The 20,102-nt window shown below is 73.2% G+C and carries 21 protein-coding genes; 18 read left to right on the top strand and 3 right to left on the bottom strand.

Features of this window, described 5'->3' with window-relative positions:
- The first annotated feature begins 52 nt into the window (after nucleotides 1–52).
- From fmt to FFT09_RS03500, 10 genes are all read left to right on the top strand, one after another.
- Nucleotides 53–982 (top strand): methionyl-tRNA formyltransferase, encoded by a 930-nt coding sequence (gene fmt, locus FFT09_RS03550; protein ID WP_024874294.1) that lies wholly within the window; start codon nucleotides 53–55, stop codon nucleotides 980–982.
- A complete protein-coding gene (locus FFT09_RS03545) occupies nucleotides 979–2,412 on the top strand; it encodes an RsmB/NOP family class I SAM-dependent RNA methyltransferase (protein WP_138381802.1) in 1,434 nt (477 codons plus the stop codon). Before fmt ends, FFT09_RS03545 begins: the two co-directional genes overlap by 4 nt.
- 45 nt (nucleotides 2,413–2,457) lie before the next feature.
- Nucleotides 2,458–3,063, top strand: coding sequence for an RNA polymerase sigma factor (locus FFT09_RS03540; RefSeq protein ID WP_420852666.1), 606 nt, complete (start codon nucleotides 2,458–2,460; stop codon nucleotides 3,061–3,063).
- Entirely contained in the window at nucleotides 3,060–4,121 is a 1,062-nt protein-coding gene (locus tag FFT09_RS22845; protein ID WP_167305327.1) for a CU044_5270 family protein, read from the top strand. Before FFT09_RS03540 ends, FFT09_RS22845 begins: the two co-directional genes overlap by 4 nt.
- Nucleotides 4,122–4,206: 85 nt before the next feature.
- The gene (gene rpe / locus FFT09_RS03525; protein ID WP_138382042.1) at nucleotides 4,207–4,878 is read left to right on the top strand and encodes a ribulose-phosphate 3-epimerase; all 672 of its coding nucleotides are present in this window, start codon (nucleotides 4,207–4,209) and stop codon (nucleotides 4,876–4,878) included.
- Between the two features lie 35 nt (nucleotides 4,879–4,913).
- On the top strand, nucleotides 4,914–5,921 hold the full coding sequence (ribD, locus tag FFT09_RS03520) for a bifunctional diaminohydroxyphosphoribosylaminopyrimidine deaminase/5-amino-6-(5-phosphoribosylamino)uracil reductase RibD (RefSeq protein ID WP_138382041.1): 1,008 nt from the start codon (nucleotides 4,914–4,916) through the stop codon (nucleotides 5,919–5,921).
- Nucleotides 5,922–6,548, top strand: a complete 627-nt coding sequence (locus FFT09_RS03515; RefSeq protein WP_081190705.1) for a riboflavin synthase — start codon at nucleotides 5,922–5,924, stop codon at nucleotides 6,546–6,548.
- Between the two features lie 2 nt (nucleotides 6,549–6,550).
- Complete coding sequence (locus tag FFT09_RS03510; protein ID WP_138382040.1) at nucleotides 6,551–7,849, top strand: bifunctional 3,4-dihydroxy-2-butanone-4-phosphate synthase/GTP cyclohydrolase II; 1,299 nt, start codon at nucleotides 6,551–6,553, stop codon at nucleotides 7,847–7,849.
- Complete coding sequence (ribH, locus tag FFT09_RS03505) at nucleotides 7,846–8,352, top strand: 6,7-dimethyl-8-ribityllumazine synthase (RefSeq protein WP_138381799.1); 507 nt, start codon at nucleotides 7,846–7,848, stop codon at nucleotides 8,350–8,352. Before FFT09_RS03510 ends, ribH begins: the two co-directional genes overlap by 4 nt.
- Before the next feature lie 83 nt (nucleotides 8,353–8,435).
- Nucleotides 8,436–8,831: a PH domain-containing protein gene (locus FFT09_RS03500; RefSeq protein ID WP_081191010.1), complete on the top strand. Its 396-nt coding sequence runs from the start codon at nucleotides 8,436–8,438 to the stop codon at nucleotides 8,829–8,831.
- A 16-nt stretch (nucleotides 8,832–8,847) separates the two neighbouring features.
- Here the strand turns inward: FFT09_RS03500 and FFT09_RS03495 are convergent, their stop codons facing one another.
- Entirely contained in the window at nucleotides 8,848–9,792 is a 945-nt protein-coding gene (locus tag FFT09_RS03495; RefSeq protein WP_081190703.1) for a DMT family transporter, read from the bottom strand.
- A gap of 81 nt (nucleotides 9,793–9,873) precedes the next feature.
- Between FFT09_RS03495 and FFT09_RS03490 the strand changes: the two genes are divergently transcribed.
- On the top strand, nucleotides 9,874–10,785 hold the full coding sequence (locus FFT09_RS03490; protein ID WP_024874285.1) for a LysR family transcriptional regulator: 912 nt from the start codon (nucleotides 9,874–9,876) through the stop codon (nucleotides 10,783–10,785).
- Here FFT09_RS03490 and FFT09_RS03485 read toward each other — a convergent pair.
- A complete protein-coding gene (locus tag FFT09_RS03485) occupies nucleotides 10,775–11,554 on the bottom strand; it encodes an exodeoxyribonuclease III (RefSeq protein ID WP_138381798.1) in 780 nt (259 codons plus the stop codon). The two genes, FFT09_RS03490 and FFT09_RS03485, sit on opposite strands and share 11 nt — an antisense overlap.
- Nucleotides 11,555–11,971: 417 nt before the next feature.
- Here FFT09_RS03485 and uvrC point away from each other — a divergent pair, with 417 nt between their 5' ends.
- From uvrC to FFT09_RS03450, 7 genes are all read left to right on the top strand, one after another.
- Entirely contained in the window at nucleotides 11,972–13,945 is a 1,974-nt protein-coding gene (gene uvrC / locus FFT09_RS03480) for an excinuclease ABC subunit UvrC (protein WP_138381797.1), read from the top strand.
- Nucleotides 13,946–13,989: 44 nt separating this feature from the next.
- Complete coding sequence (rapZ, locus tag FFT09_RS03475; RefSeq protein ID WP_024874282.1) at nucleotides 13,990–14,847, top strand: RNase adapter RapZ; 858 nt, start codon at nucleotides 13,990–13,992, stop codon at nucleotides 14,845–14,847.
- An 8-nt stretch (nucleotides 14,848–14,855) separates the two neighbouring features.
- Entirely contained in the window at nucleotides 14,856–15,818 is a 963-nt protein-coding gene (locus tag FFT09_RS03470; protein ID WP_138381796.1) for a gluconeogenesis factor YvcK family protein, read from the top strand.
- Nucleotides 15,819–16,805: a DNA-binding protein WhiA gene (whiA, locus tag FFT09_RS03465; protein ID WP_024874280.1), complete on the top strand. Its 987-nt coding sequence runs from the start codon at nucleotides 15,819–15,821 to the stop codon at nucleotides 16,803–16,805.
- A 234-nt stretch (nucleotides 16,806–17,039) separates the two neighbouring features.
- Nucleotides 17,040–18,065, top strand: coding sequence for a glucosyl-3-phosphoglycerate synthase (locus FFT09_RS03460; RefSeq protein WP_138381795.1), 1,026 nt, complete (start codon nucleotides 17,040–17,042; stop codon nucleotides 18,063–18,065).
- 14 nt (nucleotides 18,066–18,079) lie between these two features.
- Nucleotides 18,080–18,517 carry a PPOX class F420-dependent oxidoreductase gene (locus FFT09_RS03455; protein WP_081190698.1) on the top strand — a complete coding sequence of 146 codons (438 nt, stop codon included), beginning with the start codon at nucleotides 18,080–18,082 and terminating at the stop codon, nucleotides 18,515–18,517.
- 51 nt (nucleotides 18,518–18,568) lie between these two features.
- Nucleotides 18,569–19,666 (top strand): DUF5914 domain-containing protein, encoded by a 1,098-nt coding sequence (locus FFT09_RS03450; RefSeq protein ID WP_244231199.1) that lies wholly within the window; start codon nucleotides 18,569–18,571, stop codon nucleotides 19,664–19,666.
- On the opposite strand, the gene FFT09_RS03445 is transcribed toward FFT09_RS03450, so the two are convergent.
- Complete coding sequence (locus FFT09_RS03445) at nucleotides 19,585–20,100, bottom strand: MSMEG_6728 family protein (protein ID WP_138381794.1); 516 nt, start codon at nucleotides 20,098–20,100, stop codon at nucleotides 19,585–19,587. The two genes, FFT09_RS03450 and FFT09_RS03445, sit on opposite strands and share 82 nt — an antisense overlap.
- Nucleotides 20,101–20,102: the final 2 nt, after the last annotated feature.

Genomic DNA, 20,102 nt, shown 5'->3' with positions numbered 1-20,102 from the left:
GGGTTCTAGACTGAACCGCGATGTCCTCACCACGCACCACACCGGTCCGCGCATGAGGGTCGTGTTCGCGGGCACGCCCGCGCCGGCCGTGCCCTCCCTGCGCGCGCTGCTCGATTCCGGCCGTCACGAGGTCGCCGCCGTCGTCACCAGGCCCGATGCCCCCGCGGGGCGCGGGCGTAAGGTGCTGCGCTCACCCGTGGGCGCGCTGGCCGACGAGCACGGCATCGAGGTACTCACCCCACGCAGGGCGGGCGACGAGGATTTCCTCGCCCGGCTCACGGAGCTCGCGCCCGACGCCTGTCCCGTCGTGGCCTACGGTGCGCTGCTGCCGGAACGCGCACTCGCGATACCGCGCCACGGGTGGATCAACCTGCATTTCTCGTTGCTGCCCGCGTGGCGGGGCGCCGCCCCGGTGCAGGCGGCGATCAGGGCGGGGGACGAGATCACCGGTGCCTCGACCTTCCGTCTCGTGCGCGAGCTGGACGCGGGCCCGGTGTTCGGCACCGTCACCGAGCGCATCGACGCGACCGACACGGCGGGCGCACTGCTGGACCGGCTCGCGGTGTCGGGTGCGGCCCTGCTGGTGTCGACTCTGGACGGTCTGGCCTCCGGTGAGGTCGGTGCCGTGGAGCAACCGGCCGACGGCGTGAGCTACGCGCCCAAACTGTCCGTCGAGGACGCGAGGGCGGACTTCACCCAGCCCGCCCTCGGCGTGGATCGGCACATCCGGTCAGTGACGCCGGAACCCGGCGCGTGGGCGCGGTTCCGGGACCAACGCCTGAAACTCGGGCCCGTGACGGTGGCCGAGGGCGAGGCGAGCCCGGCTCAGGGGGAACTGGTGCTGGAACGCAGGCGGGTGCTGGTGGGCACCGCGACGGCGCCCGTCGTGCTCGGCGAGGTGCAGGCACACGGCAAGAAACGCATGGCCGCCACCGACTGGGCCAGGGGTACCCGCATCGAACAGGGAGAGCGGCTGACATGACCGACGACCGGCGGCGAGGCCGTGCTCAGCGGCCCCAGCGAGGGCCCCGGCCCGCGCCCCGCAAGCAGGGGCCGAAGGCGCCGCCCGTGCGGGACCCCGCCCGGCGCGTGGCGTTCGACACGCTGCGTGCGGTGAGCGAGCGCGACGCCTACGCCAACCTCATCCTGCCGGAGCTGTTGCGGCGGCGGCGTATCACCGGCAGGGACGCCGCACTGGCCACCGAACTCACCTACGGCACCGCCAGGGCCAGCGGCCTGCTCGACGCGATCATCGGGCGCTGCGTGGACCGTGGGCTGGACACTGTGGACGCCGTCGTGCTCGACGCGCTGCGGCTCGGGGCCTACCAGCTGCTGCGTACCCGCATCCCGCCCCACGCTGCCGTGGCTTCCACCGTGGACCTGGTGCGCGAGGACGCGGGATCGCGGGTCGCGGGCTTCGCCAACGCCGTACTGCGCCGGGTGGGGGAGAAGGACGAACAGGAGTGGCTCGCGGAGCTGGAGTCCGAGGCGGCTTCCGATCCGCTGGCGCTGCTCGCGTTGCGGACGTCGCATCCACGCTGGGTGGCGCGGGCGTTCGCCGAGTCACTCGGCGACAAGGGCGACGACCTGCGGGCGGCGCTGGAGGCCGACGACGCCCGGCCCGCGGTGCACCTGCTCGCCAAGCCCGGCCAGGTCAGTGCCGACGAGCTCGCCGCCATCACCGGCGGTGACGTGGCGCCGTACTCGCCGTACGGCGTCCACCTTCCTTCCGGCGCGGGCGACCTCGCCCAGTCGGATGTCCTGAACGAGGGGCTCGCCACCGTGCAGGACGAGGGCAGCCAGCTCGTGGCCGTGGCCGCCACCAAGGCCCCGCTGTCCGGGGAGGGCGACGAGCGGTGGCTCGACCTGTGTGCCGGGCCCGGCGGCAAGACGGTGGTGCTCGGCTGCCTGGCGCAGGTGTCGGGTGCGACGGTCGACGCGGTCGAGGTCGCCGAGCACCGGGCCAAACTGGTGCGGGAGGCCGTCGACGACCTGCCCGTCACCGTGCGCGTGGCGGACGGCCGCGACCCGGGGCTCGACGGCGGGTACGACCGGGTGCTGGTGGACGCCCCGTGCAGCGGGCTCGGGGCACTGCGGCGCAGGCCGGAGGCCCGCTGGCGCAAGCAGCCCGGCGACATCGCCGACCTGACGCGGTTGCAGGCCGAGCTGCTGGCGTCGGCGTACCGGCTGGTGCGGCCCGGCGGGGTGGTGACCTACGTCGTCTGCTCCCCGCACCTCGCCGAGACGGAAGGTGTGATCGCGGAGGCGGCCCGCCGGGGCGAGGCGGACGTGCTCGACGCCCGCGACCTGTTCCCGGGCGTCCCCGACCTCGGGAACGGGCCGTTCGTGCAGCTGTGGCCGCACCGGCACGGCACCGACGCCATGTTCTGCGCGGTGACCCGCAAGCGCTGAACCGGCGGGCGTGAACGCGGCGGGCTCCTGCGGGCAACACCGGGTGTGAACGATCCGATCCCGCGCGCGGAGGTCGGCGGCATACTCGCTGCCGCCGACTCGTCCGCCGACGACCGGCCCGACCTCTCCGGCCGGGACCCAGGGCCGCAGTTCGAACGCATGTTCGACCGTCATGTTCGCCCGCTGCATCGCTACCTGGCGCGCCGGAGCCGGGACGTGGCCGACGACCTCGTCGCGGAGACGTTCCTGGTGGCGTGGCAGCGGCGGCAGCACTACGACCCGAGCCGCGGCTCGGCGCGGTCCTGGCTCTACGGCATCGCGACCAACCTCTTGCGCAGGCACGTGCGCCAGGAGGTGCGCGGGCTGCGGGCCACGGCACGGTCGGGCGACGCGGGCGCGGCGGAGGGGCACGAGGGCCGGGTCGCCGACCGGCTGGACGCCCAGGCGCGGGCGCGCGGGCTGGCGGGTGCGCTCGCCGAACTGGACCCGGGGGACCGGGACGTGCTCCTGCTCACCAGCTGGGCCGGACTCGACTCGGCCGAGGTGGCCGAGGCACTCGACATTCCCGTGGGAACGGTCCGCTCCCGCCTGCACCGTGTTCGCCGTCGCCTGCGTGTCCATGCCGCAGCACAGGAAGGGGACCCCTCATGAGCCGACACGACCCGGGCGGCACCGGCGGCGTGAGCCGTGTGTGGACCGAGGCCGAACTGGACGAGGCACTCGACGCGCTGCATGCCGACGTGCGTGCCGACGAGGCGGTCGTGGAGCGCGCGCGATCCGGGCTGCCGCCCACGTCGGAGTGCGGGCCGTTGCCGCGCCGTCGCGGGCCGTCGCGGTGGTGGGTGGCGGCGGCCGTGGCCGGTCTGGTCGCGGCCGGGGCCACCGTGACCCAGATCCTGCCGTCCGGCGACGGTGTGGGGGTGCCCGCCGCCGCCACGCTCGAACGCGCCTCGGGCAGCGCCGCGGGGCTCGCGACCACTCCGGGGCGGTACCGCTACGTCGAGACCCACGCGTGGTGGATCACCACCACGGAGGTGGGCGGGGCCCGGTTCGCGTGGCGTTCCGAGCACCTGCGCGAGACCTGGGTGCCGCACCGGCAGACCGACGAGTGGTGGCACCGCCGGGACGTGACGGGCGAGCGTGAGTGGGTGCTCGGGTCGGAGGAGCAGGCCCGCGCGGCGGGGGTGGAGTTCACTCCGGGCGAGGTCGACGAGGGCGAGTGGCGGGTACCGTGCGGCGACTGGTTCGCCGAACAGCCGTGTACTCGGCCCGGGGGTTGGCACAATCCGACTCCGGAGTGGCAGGCCGGGCTGCCGCGGGATCCGGGCGCGCTGCTGGACCGGCTGCGGCGGGACGCGCCCGACAACACGCGGGGGGACGTGGAGCTGCTGGTCCTCGCGGCGCAGGCACTGCGCTCGGGATTGCTGACCGAGGAGGTGCGGTCGGCGCTCTACGCGGCGCTGGCGTCGTTGCCCGGCTTGGAGGTCACGGCGGAACGGGCCAACGTGGACGGTCGCGTGGGGACGGCGCTCGGGATGGACGACGGCACCGTGCTCGAAGAGATCATCATCGATCCGGACACCGGGCGGTTCCTGGGTGACCGTCAGGTGGCCTCCGGCGGCTCCGACCTGCCCGAGGGCACGGTGCTGAGCTACACGGCGGTGTCCGTCTCCGTCGTCGACGCGGCGGGGAAGCGGCCGGAGGGCTGAGCGCGCCGGGTGACCCGGGGCCCGTGAACGCCGACGACCCTGGCGGCGCGGGCCCCTCTACACTCGACGTGTGGCTCACGCACCATTGATCGCCCCGAGCATTCTGTCCGCCGACTTCTCCTGTCTGGGTACGGAGATCGACGCCGTCGCGGGGGTGGGCGACGCCAGGGCCGACTGGGTACACGTCGACGTGATGGACGGCCACTTCGTGCCCAACCTGACCATCGGGCTGCCGGTGGTGGAGTCGCTGTTGCCGCGCACCGACCTGCCGCTCGACTGTCACCTGATGATCGACGACCCGGACCGGTGGGCTCCCTCCTACGCCGAGGCCGGCGCCTACAACGTCACCGTGCACGCCGAGGCCGCCCACGATCCGGTGATGCTCGCCAAGAATCTGCGTGCCGCCGGAGCGAAGGCCGGTTTCTCGGTCAAGCCCGGGACGCGGCTCGACGACCACCTCGACACGCTGCGCCACTACGACACGCTGCTGGTGATGTCGGTGGAACCCGGGTTCGGGGGCCAGTCGTTCCTGCCCGAGGTGCTCGACAAGGTGCGGACCGCGCGCAGGCTCGTCGACACCGGGCACCTGCGGCTCGTCGTCGAGATCGACGGCGGGATCAACGCCGACACCATCGAGCAGGCCGCCGAGGCGGGAGTCGACTGCTTCGTCGCGGGCTCGGCGGTGTACGGCGCCGACGACCCCGGCAGGGCGGTCGCCGCGTTGCGTGAGCGCGCGAGGACGGCCGGCGCCCGGTGAGCACACCCGCCGCGCGGCGCGGGGTGCGTGCCGCGATGGAGGACGCGCTCGCGCTCAGCGACGCCGTGCGCGGCACGACGAGTCCGAATCCGCCCGTCGGCGCGGTGATTCTCGACGCCCACGGTCACCGCGTCGGAGCGGGCGCCACGCAGCCGCCGCCCGGCCCGCACGCCGAGGTCGTGGCGCTGCGCGAGGCGGGGCGACGCGCCAGGGGCGGCACGGCGGTGGTCACGCTGGAACCGTGCGCCCACCACGGCCGGACACCGCCGTGTACGCGGGCGCTGCTCGACGCCGGGGTCGCGGCCGTCCGGTTCGCGGTGCCCGATCCGCACCCGGCGGCGTCCGGCGGCGGCGAGGTGCTGCGCGCGGCCGGGGTGGACGTCGAGGCCGGGTCGCTCGCCGACGAGGTGGCCGCGGGGCCGCTGCGGGCGTGGCTGCACCGCGAGCGCACCGGCCGCCCGCACGTGACGTGGAAGTACGCCGCCACGCTCGACGGCAGGGTGGCGGCGGCCGACGGCACCAGCCGCTGGATCTCGGGCCCGGTCTCGCGTGCCGAGGTCCACGCGATCCGGGCGGCGGCGGACGCGGTCGTGGTCGGCACCGGCACGGTGCTCGCCGACGACCCGTGGCTCACCGTGCGCGGGGACGACGGTGCCCTGGCGGCCCGGCAACCGCTGCGTGTGGTGGTGGGCACACGCGGCATACCCGGCGGCGCCCGGGTGTTGGACAGCGCAGCGGAGACGATCGTGCTCGACTCCCACGATCCTGACGAGGTGCTGGCCGTGCTGGGTGACCGCGGTGTGGTGGACGTCTTGTTGGAGGGCGGTCCCACGCTGGCTGGCGCCTTCGTGGCCGGGCGGCGCGTCGACCGGCTGCTGGCCTACGTCGCCCCCGCGCTGCTGGGCGCGGGGGCCGTCGCACTGGGCCCCGCGGGCGTGTCAACCGTCACCGAAGCACACCGGTGGCGCGTCGAAACCGCCACCATGAGTGGTGAGGATGTGCGGATCTCCGCCGTTCCGGTCACTGGCGAGGGAGGCGACTAGGTGTTCACGGGGATCGTGGAGGAACTCGGCGAGGTCACGCGGGTGGAGCCGGGGCCGGGGGTGACTCGGCTGTCGGTGCGGGGCCCGATCGTCACGAGCGACGCGCGGCACGGCGACTCGATCGCCGTCAACGGCGTGTGCCTGACGGTGACCGGGGTGGCGGGCGACGAGTTCACCGTGGACGTCGTGCCCGAGACGCTGAACCGCACCAGCCTCGCCGGTGTGCTGCCCGGCAGGGCGGTCAACCTGGAGCGGGCGCTGGCGGCGGACGGCCGCTTCGGCGGGCACGTGGTGCAGGGCCACGTCGACGGCGTCGGCACGTTCCTCTCGCGCGAGGCCGACGGTCTCACGCACTTCGCCTACCCACCGTCGCTGGCGCGTTACGTCGTGGAGAAGGGCTCCGTCGCCGTCGACGGCGTGTCGCTGACCGTCGCGAACGCCGCACGGGAGGAGTTCGCGATCGCGCTGATCCCGACCACGCTGAACGCCACGACGCTGGGCAGGACCCAGCCGGGCGAGACGGTGAACCTGGAGGTGGACGTGCTGGCCAAGTACGTCGAGCGGCTGACCGCCGTTCACCTGCCCGGAGCACCGGTGGAGAATGGCAGGGGCGAGGAGGACAGGTGACGATGATCGAGTCCGCGCCGTCGTTGGACGTCGAGTCCATCGAACGGGCCATCGAGGACATCGCGAACGGCCGCCCGGTCGTCGTGGTCGACGACGAGGACCGCGAGAACGAGGGCGATCTGATCTTCGCGGCCGAGAAGGCGACGCCGGAGCTGCTGGCCTTCATGGTGCGCTACACCTCCGGCTACGTCTGCGTGTCGCTGACCGGTGAGGACTGCGACCGCCTCGACCTGCCGCCGATGTACCACACGAACCAGGACCGCCGGGGCACCGCGTACACGGTGACGGTGGACGCCACCGACGGGATCGGCACCGGGATCTCGGCCGCCGACCGCAGCCGCACCATCCGGCTGCTCGCCGACCGGGCCGCGCGACCCCAGGACTTCCGCAGGCCGGGCCACGTCGTGCCGCTGCGCGCCAAGGACGGCGGGGTGCTGCGCAGGCCGGGCCACACCGAGGCCGCCGTGGACCTGGCGCGGCTGGCGGGGCTGGCGCCGTCCGGGGTGCTGTGCGAGATCGTGTCCCAGAAGCACGAGGGCGACATGGCGCTGCGGGACGAGCTGGAGGTCTTCGCCGCCGACCACGACCTGCGGCTCATCACCATCGCCGACCTGATCGCCTACCGCAGGCGGTTCGAGAAGCAGGTCGAGCGGGTGGCGGAGGCCCGTATCCCGCTGGCGGCCGGACACTTCCGCGCCATCGGCTACGACAGCCTGCTCGACGGCATCGAGCACATCGCGTTCGTCTACGGCGACATCGGCGACGGCGAGGACATTCTGGTGCGGGTCCACTCGGAGTGCCTGACCGGCGACGTGTTCGGGTCGCTGCGCTGCGACTGCGGTCCACAGCTCCAGGCCGCGCTGGAGACCGTGGCGGCCGAGGGGCGCGGCGTGGTGCTGTACGTGCGCGGGCACGAGGGCCGCGGGATCGGCCTGCTGCACAAGTTGCAGGCGTACCAGCTGCAGGACGCCGGAGCGGACACCGTGGACGCGAACCTGGCGCTGGGAGTGCCCGCGGACGCCCGCGACTACGGCACCGGCGCGCAGATCCTGTCCGATCTCGGCGTGCGGTCGATGCGGCTGCTCACCAACAACCCCGCCAAGCGGGTCGGGCTGGAGGGCTACGGGCTGCGGGTGGTCGGCCGGGAGCCGCTGCCCATCTCACCCAACCCGGAGAACCTGCGTTACCTGCGGACCAAGCGGGACAGGATGGGTCACGAGCTGGCCCAGCTGGAGCACTTCGACGAGGTGGGCGCCGAGGTCTCCGACAGCCGCAACGGCGAGGGACCGGGTGGAGCATGAGTGGAGAAGGGCGCCCCGACGAGGGGCAGGAGCTGAGGGAGTGCGCGAACCTGCGGCTCGCGATCGTCGCGACCCGCTGGCACACGCGAATCACCGACAGCCTGGTGTCGTCCGCGTTGCGCGCCGCGGCCGAGGTGGACCTCGCGGAGGACCCCACGGTGCTGCGGGTCGCGGGTGCGGTCGAGTTGCCCGTGGTGGCCCAGGCACTGGCCCGTGGTCACGACGCCGTCGTGGCGCTGGGTGTGGTGATCCGGGGCGGGACGCCGCACTTCGAGTACGTGTGCGACGCGGTCACCGCGGGCCTGACGCGCGTGGCGCTGGACGAGAGCACCCCCGTGGGCAACGGGGTGCTGACCTGCGACACCGAGGAGCAGGCGCTGGCGAGGGCGGGGCTGCCGTCGTCGTCGGAGGACAAGGGACGTGAGGCGACCGTGGCAGCGCTGACCACCGCGCATGTGCTGCGCGGGCTGCGGCAGCCGTGGACGGAACGAGGGTTCGTGTGAGCGGGGCGGCCGACGTGACGGAGCAGAGCCGGAGCACCGGAGGAAGCGACGCCGTGGTGCTGCGCCCGCGACGGGTGTTCTGGATGTCCTTGCCGCTGGCACTGTTGCTGCTGGGCGTGTTCACGACCGTGGCGGTGCTGCTGCGCTCCGAGGACACCGGGGTGATCTTCCAGGCGAGTGACCAGATCGCGATGATCGGGGTCGGCGTCTTCCTCGCCGCGGGAGCGATGCTGTTCACCACGCCCGTCGTGAAGGCCGACGCCGAGGGAGTCCACGTCCGCAACATCGTCGTGTCCCGGTACTTCCGGTGGGACGAGGTGCTGGCGATCAGCTTCCCCGACGGCGCGTCGTTCGCCCGTCTGGAGCTGCCGGACTACGAGTACCACTCCGTCATGGCCATCCAGGCCGTGGACCGCGACCGTGCCGTGAGCGGGGTGCGGTCGCTGCGGCGCCTGCACGCCGCAGCGACCCGGGACTGAGCACCGCCGGGCCGGCTCAGGGGGCCGGGGTCTCGGCCCGCCGCCGGCGGGGCCGGTAGCGCGACAGCGCGACCCCGGCGAGGCAGACCGCGCCCCCGACGAGGCCGTACGCGGTCGGGATCTCCGACAGCAGCACCCACGACAGCAGCACCGCGATCGCGGGGACGGCGTAGGTGGAGACGCTCAGCTTGCCCGCGTCGGTGCGCTTGAGCGCGTACGCCCACGTGCTGAACCCGATCGCGGTGGGAAACACGCCCAGGTAGACCGCGCCGAGCACTGCCGGGGCGGGCGCCGCCGCGACCTCCGTGACGAGCTGGGGCGTCCACGGCAGCAGGACCACGGTGGCGATGAGGCAGCCCAGCCACGTGATCGTGGTCGCGTCGACGCTGGCCAGCGCCTTTTTCTGCACCAGAACGCCTGTCGCGTACAGCACCGCGGCGAGGACGCACAGCCCGACGCCGATCCAGTCGCCGCGCGTCTCGGTGCCCATGCCGATGATGACGATGCCGCTCATGCCCACCACGGCGCCGATCAGTACCGGACGGGGGAATCCCTCGCCGAGGAACAGGCCGGCACCGCAGGTGACCAGCAGGGGAGCGATGTTGACCAGCAGTGCGGCGGTGCCGGCGTCGAGGTGGTGTTCGGCCGCGTTGAGCGCCACCGTGTAGCAGCACAGCCACAGCACGCCGTACGCCGCGATCAGCGACCACGCTCGCCGGGTGCGGGGCACGCTGGGCAGGCGGCGGGAGCTGACGAGGATGAGGACGGTGAGGGTCGCCGCGGCCACCGCCAGCCGCAGCAGGGCGAGCGGGGCGGGGGAGAGGACGTCGCCGATCGCGCGGATGCCCACGAACGCGGACGCCCACAACAGGATGGTGACGGCAGCCGCCACGGCGGCCTTGACGGTGTCGGTTCTCGGGTGAGCGGGATGTGTCGTGGTCGACGACGGCGCGTGAGTCACGGAGCAATCGTCACCGGCAGGACGCAACAGCGCAAGCGATTAGTTGTGCATCACCGTTCAGTGTTGCTGTATGGTTCACGCATGGTGGACGTGGGCCGGTTGCGAGTGTTGCGGGCCGTGGTGGCGAAGCGGTCGATCCGTGCGGCGGCGGAGGCGCTGGACTACACGCCGTCGGCGGTGAGCCAGCAGCTCGCGGCGTTGCAGCGGGAGACGGGGCTGCGGCTGATCGAGCGGGTGGGGCGCGGCGTGGAGCCCACCGCCGCCGCCCGCACCCTCGCGGCCGAGTCGCAGTCGCTGTTCCGGGAGCTGAGCAGGCTCGACGGCCTGGCGAGCGATCTGAGGGCGGGCCGCACGGGCAGTCTCTCGATCGGCTACTTCGCCTCGGCCGGGGCGGCGTGGCTGCCGTCCGTGGTCACCGTGTTGCGCGAGGAGTTTCCGGAGCTGCGGCTCGACCTGCGGTGGACCGAGGTCCTCGACGAGCCCGCGGACGATCTTGACATCGACGTGTTCGTCGAGTCACCGTGGTCGCGCGAGTACTCCGGCGACGCCGTCGTCCACCGGCTGGTCGACGACCCGTACGAGGTGGTGCTGCGCGAGGACGACCCGCTCGCGGCACGCGAGACGGTGCCGCTCGCCGAGCTGGCGGGGCGGGCGTGGATCGACAACGACCTCAGCCACGGCGCCTGTCGCGAGGTCCTGCTGGCGGCGTGTGCCGAGGTCGGGTTCGTGCCCCGGTTCTCGGTGGAGATGCGCGACTACCGCACCGCCGTGCCGTTCGTGTCCACCGGCATCGGGGTCACGGTGCTGCCCGCGCTGGCGAGGGGGGAGCTGCCGGCTGGGCTCACCTCGCGTCCGGTGGTGTCGCCCGTGCCGATGCGGCGGATCAGTGTGGGCGTCCGGAGGTCCGGCGCGGAAAACGCCGCGGTGCTCCGTGCGGTGGAGCTGCTGCGCGAGGCCGTGACCAGCGGCGCGCGGGCCAGTCTCACAGGGTGAGGTCCACCACGACCGGTGCGTGGTCCGAGGCGCCCTTGCCCTTGCGCGCCTCGCGGTCCACGTAGGAGTCGGTCACCGCGTCGGTGACGGCCTTGTTGGCGTAGACGAGATCGATGCGCATTCCCCGGTTCTTCGGGAACGCGAGCTGGCGGTAGTCCCAGTACGTGTAGGGGCGGTCGTACTTGAGCGCGCGCGGGTACACGTCGGACAGTCCGGCGTCCCGCAGCACCGCGAGCGCGGCCCGTTCCGGGGCGGTGACGTGGGTGGAGTCGGCGAACAGGGCGATGTCCCAGACGTCGTCGTCGGTGGGTGCGATGTTGAAGTCGCCGAGTACCGCGAAGGGCCGCGCGGGGTCGTCCTCGGCGAGCACGGTCGAGTGCAGCGCGTCGAGCCAGCGCAGCTTGTAGTCGTAGTGTGCGTGGCCCGGCTCGCGGCCGTTGGGCACGTACACCGACCACACGCGGACACCGCCGCAGGTCGCCCCCAGCGCGCGGGGCTGGACGGCGTCGTCGTAGGCGGGTTCGTCGACGAGCCCGCGCGTGACGTCGTCGAGCCCGACGCGGGACAGCACGGCCACCCCGTTCCACCGGCCCGCGCCGTAGGAGGCGACGTCGTAGCCGAGTTCCTCGATCGCCTCGCGGGGGAACGCCTCGTCGTCGCACTTCAGCTCCTGGAGGCACAGCACGTCGGGCCGCGCCGCTTCGAGCCATGCGAGCACGCGCGGCAGCCGGGCGGTGATCGAGTTGACGTTCCACGTCGCGAGGCGCATGCCGCGAGGCTCCCACACGGGGCATGTATAACGCCCTATACGCCGGGCCTCGGTCCTGACGCCGTGTCCGCAGCCCAGGTAGCCGTGTCCGCAGTTCCCGTAGCCGTGTCCGCAGGCTGTGGAGCTGTGTCCGCAGTCCGCGTAGGGCAATGCCGGGAGGACCGGGGCGGGTGTCGAACTCCCGCGTGGTGAATCACGGGACGGACTTCGGGGTGTCCGGTTCGCTCGGGGTCTCATGGCTACGCGAAGTGCGAACACGACTACGCAGCCTGCGGACACGGCTACGTGGGCTGCGGTCATGGCTACGCGAAGTGCGAACACGACTACGCAAGCTGCGGACACGGCTTCGCGGGCTGCGGACACGGGGGTGGGGCAGGGGTCGCACCGGTTGTCGGAGCGGCGCCATAGGCTGAACGGGTGGCCGATCCAGCGACCTACCGACCCGCTCCGGGAACCATCCCGGACTCGCCCGGCGTGTACAAGTTCCGCGACGCGGGCGGCCGGGTCATCTACGTCGGCAAGGCCAAGAGTCTGCGCAGCCGCCTGAACTCGTACTTCGCCGACCTGTCCGGCCTGCATCCCCGCACCCGGCAGATGGTCACCACGGCGGCGAGTGTCGAGTGGACCGTGGTCACCACCGAGGTCGAGGCGCTGCAGCTCGAGTACAACTGGATCAAGGAGTTCGACCCTCGGTTCAACGTCCGCTACCGCGACGACAAGTCGTATCCGGTGCTGGCCGTGACGCTGAACGAACAGTTCCCCCGGTTGCACGTCTATCGCGGCCCCAGAAAGAAGGGTGTGCGCTACTTCGGCCCCTACGCCCACGCCTGGGCCATCCGCGAGACGCTGGACCTGCTGTTGCGGGTGTTCCCCGCGCGAACGTGCTCGGCGGGGGTGTTCCGCAGGCACGGTCAGATCGGGCGCCCGTGCCTGCTCGGCTACATCGACAAGTGCTCGGCGCCGTGCGTGGGCACGGTCTCGCCCGAGCGGCACCGCGAGATCGTCGAGGACTTCTGCGACTTCCTCTCCGGCCGCACCGACGTCATGGTGCGCAGGCTGGAGCGGGAGATGAGCGAGGCGTCGGACGAGCTGGAGTTCGAGCGCGCCGCGCGGCTGCGGGACGACCTCGGCGCGCTGCGCAGGGCCATGGAGAAGCAGGCCGTGGTGTTCGGGGACGGCACGGACGCCGACGTCATCGCCTTCGCGCACGACGAGCTGGAGGCGGCGGTCCAGATCTTCCACGTGCGCGGTGGACGGGTGCGGGGCCAGCGCGGCTGGGTGATCGACAAGGTCGACGAGATGGACGTGGCCGCCCTCGTCGAGCAGTTCCTGGCGCAGTTCTACGCCGAGCAGACCGAACTGGCCGCCGAGACGTCCACCGAGGGGTCCGTGGTGCCGCGCGAGGTGCTGGTGCCCGAGCTGCCCGCCGATGCCGGCGCCGTGGAGCAGTGGCTGTCCGAGCTGCGGGGTTCGCGGGTGCGGTTGCGGGTGCCGCAGCGCGGGGACAAGCGCGCGCTGGCCGACACGGTGACCCGCAACGCGGCGGAGGCGTTCGCCCAGCACAAGCTGCGTCGGGCCGGTGATCTCACCGCCCGCTCCGCCGCCCTGTCCGAGCTGCAGGAGTACCTGGCGCTCGACACCGCGCCGTTGCGGATCGAGTGCGTGGACATCAGCCACCTCGCCGGAACCGACGTGGTGGCCTCGTTGGTGGTGTTCGAGGACGGCCTGCCGCGCAAGTCCGAGTACCGCCGCTTCGCGTTGCGCGAGGCCGCCACCGAGGGAGACGTCGCCGCGATCGCGGAGGTCGTGCGGCGCCGGTTCGCGCGCTATCTGAAGGAGACGCGGGAGGACGTCGGCGAGACCGAGGAGACGGCCGGGACCCAGCAGGGCCTCGACCCGGACACCGGCAGGCCGCGCAAGTTCGCCTACCCGCCGAACCTGCTGGTCGTGGACGGGGCGGGCCCGCAGGCCACGGCGGCGGCGGACGTGCTGGCCGAGCTGGGCGTCACCGACGTGGCCGTGGTGGGCCTGGCCAAGCGGCTGGAGGAGGTGTGGCCGCCGGCGGAGGAGGACCCGGTCATCCTGCCGCGCACATCGGACGCGCTGTACCTTCTGCAACGGGTGCGCGACGAGGCTCACCGGTTCGCGATCCGCTACCAGCGCGAGAAGCGCTCGAAGCGGGTCCAGGCTTCGGCGCTGGACGGGATTCCCGGTCTCGGCCAGACCCGGAAGGCGGCACTGGTCAAGCACTTCGGTTCGGTGAAAAAGCTCCGGCAGGCCACCGTGGCCGAGATCGCGGAGGTACCGGGAGTCGGCACCCGCACGGCCGAGGTGGTGCGCGCCGCGCTCGCAGGGGAGCCGATCGACAGCAGAGGGGAGTCGCAGACGTGACGGGTTACGACGCCGACGGCACCGGAAGGGGCCGGGGTTCGGGCATGGAGGTGGCGGTGGTCACCGGCTTGTCCGGTGCGGGCCGCAGCACGGCCGCGAAGTGCCTGGAGGATCTGGGCTGGTTCGTGGTGGACAACCTGCCGCCCGAGCTGATCTCCACGATGGTGGAGCTGGGCGCGCAGGCCCGGGGTGCGATCACCAAGGTCGCCGTCGTGATGGACGTGCGCTCGCGCGCGTTCACCGACGACCTCGCCTCGATCATCAAGGACCTCGACGCGCGGGGCTACAAGCCGAGGGTGCTGTTTCTGGAGGCCACCGACCCGGTGCTGGTGCGCCGCTTCGAGCAGGTGCGCCGCGGTCACCCGATGCAGGGTGACGGCAGGCTGGTGGACGGCATCACCGCCGAGCGTGCGCTGCTCGCGCCGCTGCGGGAGGAGGCCGACCTCATGCTGGACACCTCGGCCCTGTCGGTGCACGACCTGCGCGCCAAGATCGAGGACGCCTTCGGCACCGAGTCCAGCACGCAGACCCGGGTGACGGTGCTGTCGTTCGGCTACAAGTACGGCCTGCCGATGGACTCCGATCTGGTGATGGACGTGCGGTTCCTGCCGAACCCGTTCTGGATCCCGGAGCTGCGCGACCAGAGCGGGCTCGACGGTGACGTGCGCAACTACGTGCTGGGCCAGGAGGGCGCGGAGGACTTCCTGGAGCAGTACCACGAGTTGCTGCGCCTGGTCGGGGCCGGGTACAAGCGGGAGGGCAAGCGCTACCTGACGCTCGCGGTCGGCTGCACCGGTGGCAAGCACCGCAGCGTGGCGATCTCCGAGGAACTGGCCGCGCGGCTGTCCAAGGAGGACGGCATGGCGGTCAAGGTGGTGCACCGGGACCTGGGCAGGGAGTGAGTCCGAGGATGCGTGCCGTCGCGCTCGGTGGTGGTCACGGGCTGCACGCGACGCTGTCGGCGCTGCGGCGGCTCACCGCGGACGTGACCGCGGTGGTGACCGTCGCCGACGACGGTGGGTCGTCGGGACGGCTGCGGCGCGAGCTGGGCCTGTTACCGCCCGGCGATCTCCGGCAGGCGCTGGCGGCCCTGGCCGCGGCGGAGGACGGCGGCACGCTGTGGGCGGAGGTGTTCCAGCACCGGTTCGGCGGCAACGGGGCACTCACCGGGCACGCGGTGGGAAACCTGCTGCTGGCGGGACTGTTCGAGGTGCTGGACGACCCGGTCGCCGGGCTGGACGAGGCGGCCCGGCTGCTCGGGATCACCGGCAGGGTGCTGCCGATGTCCGCGGAGCCGCTGGAGATCGAGGCGGAGGTCACGGGGCTGGAGAACGGGGAGGTCAGCCGGATCAGGGGACAGGTGGCCGTCGCCAGCACCCCCGGCCTGGTACGCCGGGTCAGCCTGCACAATCCGGGTCGCCCCCAGCGGCCGCCGGTGGCCTGCGAGGACGCGGTGCGGGCGGTGCTGGAGGCCGACGCCGTGTTCCTCGGACCGGGGTCGTGGTTCACGAGCGTGCTTCCGCACCTGCTGGTGCCCGACCTGCACGACGCGCTGGTGCGCACGAACGCGACGAAGGTCGTGATTCTCAACCTGGTACCCCAGCCGGGTGAGACGGCGGGGTTCTCGCCGGAACGTCACCTGCACGTACTCTTCGACCACGCTCCCCGGCTCAAGGTGGACGCGGTGATCGCCGACCGTGACTCCGTACCCACTCCCGCGCGGTTGCGCCGCGCGGCCCGGGCTTTGGGCGGGCGTGCGCGTCTGGCGTCGATCGCCACCCGGGACGGGGTGGGCAGGCATGATCCGGATGCCCTGGCGGGCTGTGTGCGAGAGGCTCTCGGTCTGATCGAGAGCGTGGAGGAGGGGCATTAGATGGCGATGACGGCGGCGGTCAAGGACGAGCTGAGCCGCTTGGAGATCACCAAGATCGGTCCGCGCCGGTCGGAGGTGGCGTCGTTGCTGCGGTTCGCGGGCGGGCTGCACATCGTCGGGGGACGGGTCGTCGTCGAGGCCGAGGTGGACACCGGTTCGGTGGCGCGCAAGCTGCGCCGGGAGATCCACGACCTGTACGGGCACCTGTCCGACGTGCACGTCATCACCTCCGGCGGGTTGCGCAAGGGCACGCGGTACGTGGTGCGCGTGGTGAAGGACGGTGAGGGGCTGGCGCGGCAGACGGGGCTCATCGACCAGCGGGGACGGCCGGTGCGGGGGCTGCCCGCCCCGGTGGTCTCCGGTGGTGTCGCCGACGCGGAGGCCGCGTGGCGGGGCGCGTTCCTGGCGCACGGTTCGCTCACCGAGCCGGGGCGCTCGTCGTCGCTGGAGGTCACGTGCCCGGGCCCGGAGGCGGCGCTGGCGCTGGTGGGCGCCGCGCGGCGGATGGGTATCCAGGCCAAGTCGCGCGAGGTGCGGGGTGCCGACCGCGTGCTGGTGCGCGACGGCGACGCCATCGGGGCGCTGCTGACGCGGCTCGGGGCCCACACCAGCGTGCTGGCGTGGGAGGAGCGGCGGATGCGCCGGGAGGTGCGCGCCACGGCGAACCGGCTGGCGAACTTCGACGACGCGAACCTGCGCCGGTCGGCGCGGGCCGCCGTGGCGGCGGCCGCGAGGGTGGAGCGGGCGATGGACCTGCTCGGTGACACGGCTCCCGACCATCTGCTCGCGGCGGGCAAGTTGCGGCTGAGTAACCGGCAGGCATCGCTGGAGGAGCTGGGGCAGCTCTCCGACCCGCCCATGACGAAGGACGCGGTGGCCGGGCGGATCCGGCGGTTGCTGGGCATGGCGGACAAGCGCGCGAAGGAGCTGGGCGTGCCCGACACCGAGTCGGCGGTGACCACGGAGATGCTCGAAGAAACCGGGTGAGCGCCGAGCGGGCGCCCTCACTGCCCGTCGCGAGCGTGACGCGGCGGGGAGTGAGGCAACTTGCTGCCCCGTTCGAGGTGTGAATCGGCGGTGTGACGTCCATTCGGGTGTAGAGGTCAGGTCGTCGCGGGGCTCGCCCGGCGCACTCGTTCGACGGCCCGCCCGCGCAGAGCCGCCCAAGCTCCCCCTCGCAGGGCCGTGCCGGTCGGCCGCCGGAGGACGAAAGGGGATCTCGTGGACACCACAGGGATCGGTCTGGGCACCGACAACGCCGGTCTTGCTCTCTCCTCGCGGGTCCGCACGTGGTCGCGGCGCCGGTCGCGCCGCGCGGACGACTGGACCGCGCACGAACTGGCCGCCGCGAAGCGCGGGCGCACCGTCAGTGTCGTCATCCCGGCGCGCGACGAGCAGGAGACCGTCGGCCAGATCGTGCGGACCGTGCGCACGGCGCTGGTCGAGGACGCTCCGCTGGTCGACGAGGTGCTGGTGGTGGACTCCCGGTCACGGGACGACACGGCGCGGGTGGCCGCCGAGGCGGGCGCACGGGTGGTGGCACAGGACGCGGTGCTGCGACCGCTGCCCGGGATGCACGGCAAGGGGGAGGCGCTGTGGAAGGGGCTGGCGGCCACCAGCGGCGAGCTGGTCGTGTTCGTGGACGGCGACCTGTACGACTTCACGGCGGGCTACGTCATCGGGCTGCTCGGTCCGCTGCTCACCGATCCCGGCGTGGACTACGTGAAGGGCTTCTACCAGCGGCCTCTCGTGGACGGTCTCCACACCGACGCGGACGGGGGCGGCCGGGTCACCGAGCTGGTCGCGCGCCCGCTGCTCAACATGTACTGGCCCGACCTCGCGGGGTTCGTGCAGCCGCTGGCGGGGGAGTACGCGGGCAGGCGCGAGGTGCTGGAGAGCATCCCGTTCGTGACGCACTACGGTGTCGAGGTGGCGCACCTCATCGACCTGCTGCGCTGGCGGGGTCTCGACGCGCTCGCGCAGGTGGACCTCGGCATGCGCACCCACCGGCACCAGAGCACGCAGGCACTGGGGCGGATGGCGGGTCAGATCATGCTGACGGTGATGGACCGGCTCGAACGCAGCGGGCGGCTCGTGGCCGACGAGGCGCCGTCCCCGCTGCTGGCGCAGTTCCGCCGGAGTCCGCTCGGTGACGGCGCCGACCGGGAGCTGGTGGTGACCGATCTCGCGGTGCGGGAGCGACCGCCGTTGCGGACGGTGCGGTCGTCCCCGCGCTCGGCGGGCTGAGCGCGGGAGGCGCCATGCGGGCGATGAGCAGGGACGAGTGGTGGGCCTTCGCGCAGGAGGGCACGCGCACCGGCAAGGTCGCGGTCGTGACCGGCCGCGGCGCGCCGCACGTGACGCCGGTGTGGTTCGTGCTCACGGACGAAGGGCCGGGTGACGCGGTCGTGTTCAGCACCGGCGCGGAGACCGTCAAGGGCAGGGCGCTGCGCCGCGATCCCCGGGTGTCGATCGCCGTGGACGACGAGCGGCCGCCGTACTCGTTCGTCCAGTTCACCGCCGAGGCCGAACTCGTCGACGACGTGGCGGCGCTGCGGCCGTGGGCGGTGCGGCTCGGCGGCCGGTACATGGGTGAGGAGCAGGCCGAGGAGTTCGGCCTGCGCAACGCCGTGCCGGGGGAGCTGCTGGTCATCGCCCGGATCACCAGGGTGGTGGCTTACGCGGCACTCGCGGAGTGAGTTTGGGCGCGAGCCCGCCGGGCAACACCGGTCCCGATCGGGAGGTGCGGTGTGGGCGAACGGCGGACGGTGCGGCGGGCTGCCGAGCGGACTGTGACGGCTCGGTGGCCCGAACGGTGGCCGCTGCAGCCTCTGCCACGGCAACGGTGGGGGCGCGGGCGGCCCACGGTGGGCCAGGCCGATCCTGCGGTGATCGAGGCGGCGGTGAAGCGCGCGCAGGCCCGGCCGTCGGGCAACTGGTTCGTCGCGGCCGACTCCCGGCTCGTGCGGCGCGACCGGCCGTACGGGCTGCGGATCGCGGGCCGCGAGCTGGTGGCGTGGCGGGACGCCGGGGGCGAGGTGGCGGCCGGGCCCGGCGTGTGCCCGCATCTCGGCGCGCCGCTGTCGGAGGGCCGGATCGTCGGTGACCGGCTCGTGTGCCGCTGGCACGGGCTCGCGGTGCCCGCCGCCGGGTTGCCGGGCTGGAACTGGTGCCCGGTGCCCGCCTACGACGACGGGGTGCTGGTGTGGGTGCGGCTCGACGGCGTGGACGGGGAACCGCCCACGCCGAGGCCGGTGCTGCCCGCGCGGCCCGCGCTCGACGGCGCGCTGACGGCGGTGACCCGCCTCGACGGGACCTGTGAACCGGTGGACGTGGTCGCCAACCGGCTCGACCCGTGGCACGGCGCGTGGTTTCACCCGTACTCGTTCTCCCGGCTGCGGGTCGTGCGGGCCCCGGCCCAGGACGCGACGGACGGCCGGGACCGGTTCGTGGTGGACGTGACCTTCCGGGCGGGGCCCCGCCTTGGCGTGCCCGTCACGGCGGAGTTCACGTGCCCCGAACCGCGCACGGTGGTGATGCGCATCGTCGAGGGCGAGGGTGCGGGCAGCGTCGTCGAGACTCACGCCACTCCGCTCGCGGTGGGTCCCGACGGCAGGCAGCGCACCGCCGTGATCGAGGCCGTGGTGGCCGACTCGGCCCGGTCCGGTTTCGCGGTGGCGAGGGCACTCGCGCCCGCGCTGCGCCCGCTGGTGCGCCGGGCCGCGACGCGCCTGTGGCGCGACGACCTCGCCTACGCCGAGCGGCGCTACGCCCTGCGCCGGTCCGGCGAGTTCCCGCCGGGATCGTCCGCGGCCGGTGCGCCGCGGTCGGACGACGGCCACACGTAGGGCAGGTCGTCGGCCACCTCGGGAAACCAGCGCCGGTAGTGCTCGGGGTCCTTGCGCACGAGCGCGGAGCGGTGGCTGGTGTGGAACGCCTCGTCGCCGAGCCAGGGCGGCAGCTCGCCCGCGACGGCCAGGCTCGCCTGGTCACGCACGTCGGTGACGCCGACGGCGGCCGCGAGATCGGCCCGCAGCGTCGCCGCCACCGTGTCCGCGTGCCCCCGCGCGCTCCACAGCGCGCACAGGGTGAGGCCGTACCGGGTCAGCGCCTCCTCGTAGCCCGCCCACATGCGCACGGCGGGATGGCGGCGCCAGCCGTGTCCTGCCACCGTCAGGGCGCGCAGCACCTGCAGGGTCTCCACGCGCTGCTTGCCCAGCCGCCGCTGGTCGAGCACCCGCGCGCTCTCGGCGAAGTCCGGGTAGGGCAGGAAGGTCTGCACGC

Source organism: Saccharomonospora piscinae, assembly GCF_005862235.1.
Taxonomy (GTDB): Bacteria; Actinomycetota; Actinomycetes; order Mycobacteriales; family Pseudonocardiaceae; genus Saccharomonospora; species Saccharomonospora piscinae.
Note: the sequence above shows the minus strand (reverse complement) of the source record. Positions and strands in the feature narration are given on the sequence as shown.

Excerpts from the sequence above, each read along its gene's own strand:
- fmt (WP_024874294.1), top strand. The coding sequence starts at position 53 with ATGAGGGTCGTGTTCGCGGGCACGCCCGCGCCGGCCGTGCCCTCCCTG.
- FFT09_RS03545 (WP_138381802.1), top strand. The coding sequence starts at position 979 with ATGACCGACGACCGGCGGCGAGGCCGTGCTCAGCGGCCCCAGCGAGGG.
- FFT09_RS22845 (WP_167305327.1), top strand. The coding sequence starts at position 3,060 with ATGAGCCGACACGACCCGGGCGGCACCGGCGGCGTGAGCCGTGTGTGG.
- ribD (WP_138382041.1), top strand. The coding sequence starts at position 4,914 with ATGGAGGACGCGCTCGCGCTCAGCGACGCCGTGCGCGGCACGACGAGT.
- FFT09_RS03510 (WP_138382040.1), top strand. The coding sequence starts at position 6,551 with ATGATCGAGTCCGCGCCGTCGTTGGACGTCGAGTCCATCGAACGGGCC.
- ribH (WP_138381799.1), top strand. The coding sequence starts at position 7,846 with ATGAGTGGAGAAGGGCGCCCCGACGAGGGGCAGGAGCTGAGGGAGTGC.
- FFT09_RS03500 (WP_081191010.1), top strand. The coding sequence starts at position 8,436 with ATGTCCTTGCCGCTGGCACTGTTGCTGCTGGGCGTGTTCACGACCGTG.
- FFT09_RS03490 (WP_024874285.1), top strand. The coding sequence starts at position 9,874 with ATGGTGGACGTGGGCCGGTTGCGAGTGTTGCGGGCCGTGGTGGCGAAG.
- FFT09_RS03485 (WP_138381798.1), bottom strand. The coding sequence starts at position 11,554 with ATGCGCCTCGCGACGTGGAACGTCAACTCGATCACCGCCCGGCTGCCG.
- rapZ (WP_024874282.1), top strand. The coding sequence starts at position 13,990 with ATGGAGGTGGCGGTGGTCACCGGCTTGTCCGGTGCGGGCCGCAGCACG.
- FFT09_RS03470 (WP_138381796.1), top strand. The coding sequence starts at position 14,856 with ATGCGTGCCGTCGCGCTCGGTGGTGGTCACGGGCTGCACGCGACGCTG.
- whiA (WP_024874280.1), top strand. The coding sequence starts at position 15,819 with ATGGCGATGACGGCGGCGGTCAAGGACGAGCTGAGCCGCTTGGAGATC.
- FFT09_RS03455 (WP_081190698.1), top strand. The coding sequence starts at position 18,080 with ATGCGGGCGATGAGCAGGGACGAGTGGTGGGCCTTCGCGCAGGAGGGC.